This is a genomic window from Actinomyces bouchesdurhonensis, from assembly GCF_900128465.1.
GTDB lineage: Bacteria > Actinomycetota > Actinomycetes > Actinomycetales > Actinomycetaceae > Pauljensenia > Pauljensenia bouchesdurhonensis.
Genome location: NZ_LT635869.1, coordinates 228,304 through 231,022, shown reverse-complemented (window position 1 = coordinate 231,022; position 2,719 = coordinate 228,304). Strand labels below are relative to the sequence as shown.

General features: G+C 63.4%; 2 protein-coding genes and 3 pseudogenes. 3 read left to right on the top strand and 2 right to left on the bottom strand.

Translation table 11 applies throughout. The features are described 5' to 3' along the window. On the top strand, positions 1-892 hold an 892-nt coding region (locus BQ7477_RS09505), incomplete at its 5' end, for a DUF6541 family protein (RefSeq protein ID WP_338072956.1). A gap of 68 nt (positions 893-960) precedes the next feature. Beyond that, positions 961-1,257 (top strand): annotated as a pseudogene (locus BQ7477_RS09500) (prephenate dehydratase domain-containing protein); the annotation flags it as partial. Here the strand turns inward: BQ7477_RS09500 and BQ7477_RS13130 are convergent. Both BQ7477_RS13130 and BQ7477_RS09490 read right to left on the bottom strand, forming a co-directional pair. Further along, complete coding sequence (locus BQ7477_RS13130; RefSeq protein WP_073983706.1) at positions 1,223-1,711, bottom strand: RloB family protein; 489 nt, start codon at positions 1,709-1,711, stop codon at positions 1,223-1,225. The pseudogene BQ7477_RS09500 and the gene BQ7477_RS13130 sit on opposite strands and share 35 nt — an antisense overlap. Next, a pseudogene (locus BQ7477_RS09490) lies at positions 1,712-2,179 on the bottom strand (transposase); the annotation flags it as partial. It lies immediately after the preceding gene. A 124-nt stretch (positions 2,180-2,303) separates the two neighbouring features. Between BQ7477_RS09490 and BQ7477_RS09480 the strand changes: the two are divergent. Continuing rightward, positions 2,304-2,719: pseudogene (locus tag BQ7477_RS09480) on the top strand (transposase family protein); the annotation flags it as partial.

Below are 2,719 nucleotides of genomic sequence, written 5' to 3'. Positions count from 1 at the left end.
GGCCCCCATGCCCGCGTGGCCGATCGTCTCCTACCTGATCCTCGCATTCCTCACAGGACTCGCCTACGCACCCAACTCCGCGCTGCGCACCTACCTGCTGGCACCCTGGTACAAGGACGCCCGGCGCATCATGGGCGTCGAAGACATCGCGCTGACTGTCCTCATGGCCGTCGGTTTCGCGGCGATCGTCCACGTCATCCACGCTGCGTGGACCTCCTCGCTGCAAAGAATCCTGGCCGAGCGCGGCGCCGACTCCAACATTGAGGCGCCCCGCTGGCCCGTCCAGGTCGGGGTCGGCGCCCTCGTGCTCGTCCTGTCGGGCTTCGGTGCGCTCGACGCGCGATACTCCGCCGTCGCCTACGTCTACGATCCCATGCGCCTGGGTAAACCCGGGATGGCCACGAAGGGCGAACTCGCCATGGTACGCCGCATGCGGTACACGACCGCGCCCGATGCGCTCGTCCTCGGGGACCCCATTGCGGGTGCAGCCTACTCTGAGACGATCGGCGGTCGCAAAGCGGTCTTCCCCCAGCTGAGTACCGTCAACGCGGACAGTGCATCACAGAAGGTCCTCACCCAACACTTCCGTGACATCCACACCGACCCCGACGTGTGCGAAGTCGTGCGCAACCTTGGTATCACCCACTTCTACGAGGAAGAGGACGGTACCTACTACAACTTCATGCGGTCTTCCCGCAACCCTGGCCTCTACGGAGTCGACACGTCGAGCGGCTTCGAGCTGGTCGACGCCGGCGGCACCGCGAAGCTGTGGAAGATCACCGCGTGCGGCTACGTCACCCCCGGTGGAGGAAGCCAGGCATTCGCAGATGGCATCAGGTCTGTCCAGCCGGGCGCTGAATCCACCGAAAGTCCCCAGTCTGACGACGAGTAGACCACAATGCGCTCCTGAGCTGGGACTGAGCGCGCCCGCGCGCTGCGCGTATCGATACCCTTGACACCATGACGACGAACATCCCCGGCCCCGCACCCCTCGGCGACAGGCTCCGAATCGCGTTCCTCGGACCCTTCGGCACCTTTACCGAGCAGGCCGTCCACCAGGTAGCGCCCGCAGGCGCCATCCTCGTACCGATGACCAGCGCACCCCAGGCGCTCGCGGCCGTGCGCCGCGGCGAGGCCGACCGGGCTGTCGTCCCCATCGAAAACTCCATCGAGGGCGGAGTGAACGCCACGTTGGATTCGCTTTCGCACGGTGAACCGCTCGTCATCGTCGCCGAGATGCACGTGCACGTCGTNTTTTCTGGGGTGCGGGTGTCATCAGGTCGATGAGCCAGGGCATGGCCGAGGAAGGGTTCGGGCCCTTCTTGTTTGGCATGATGGTCGGCCAGGCTTGTTGTGCTCGTTTTACGGCCTCGGGGAAGCTAGCAATCGGGAACCTTGCGGTGAGGTCCTTGTCCCGCGTGAGACTGTTGCTGCGCGCGAGTCTGACGCAGTCGCGTGCTTCTGTATACGCTCGTCTGTCAGCGGTATGCCACAGCAGCCATAGTTCGAAGCACGGGTTGGTAACGACTGCATCAACGGCAGTAGAAGACTGACATTCCCGCAAAACCTCATCAAGCTTTTGATGCTGATCAACATCAATGACGAGAATCGCTTGGTCGAAATCGCCGCGTCGCTTCGCTTTGAGGTACTCGGTGAATACTCTCGAAGGATCTTTGCCGATAGGTTTGATCGAAAAAGTGGCTCTTCGCATTTAAGGGTGTAGGAGGTGTTGGAATCCGCCGGAGTGGAGGAGGCAGCGTAGGCGGTAGTTTCGGTGGTTGATGAATCCTTGGGCGATGCCGCGGAGGTGTTCGAGGCGTCCGTTGATGGCTTCGGTGGGGCCGTTGCTGGTGTGGGGGTGGTCGAAGTAGGCCAAGATGTCCCCGGCTCTGCGTTTGAAGGTTCTGCCCATGCGGGCTAGTTCGATGCATGTGTGTGGCAAGTCCGGGCGGGTGATCGTCGTGATGAGCTGGCGGAGGGTGTTTTTGCCGCGCCTGGGGTCACGATCACGGTAGGCCGCTAGGAGGTCCTGGTAGATTCTCCAGGTGGTGTGCACGTCAGCGTGGTCGGGGCAGGCGAATAAGGCATCCAAGCGCGCCTGGGATGTGTCGGTGAGGATGTCGGTGCCGGTCAGGAGCGTTTTACGGGCCGCGTACAAGGGGTCGCCCTTGCGGCCGCGATGCCGGCTCTTCGCATTTGAGGGTGTAGGGGTGTTGGGTGGGGTTCGGCGTGTCGTGGCCGGGTAGGGGTCGAGGTCTTTCGATGATGGAGATTCCTACACCGTCCACCTGAAAGACCTCGACATGCCCAATACTACCTTTGATCGCCCCGACCTGAGCGCGTTCACGCGCCTGGATGACCTGGGCCTGGAAGTGACGGGCCAACGCATGTGGCCAGACCGTGCAGTGTTGGCGTGCCGCATTGTTGGTGAGGATCGGTGGTGTCGACGCTGCGGGTGCCAGGGCGTGGCTCGTGACACGGTGGTCAGGCGCTTGGCGCACGAGCCTTACGGGTGGCGTCCCACGATTTTGCACGTGAGCGTGCGCCGCTACCGGTGTCAGGGGTGTTCTCACGTGTGGCGTCAGGATATGAGTCAAGCGGCCGATCCGCGCGCCAAGCTCTCACGGGCGGCGGTGCGCTGGGCGCTCACTGGGCTGGTCGTCCACCATCTGACGGTGGCGCGCATCGCCCAGGCCCTCGGTGTGTCCTGGAATACCGC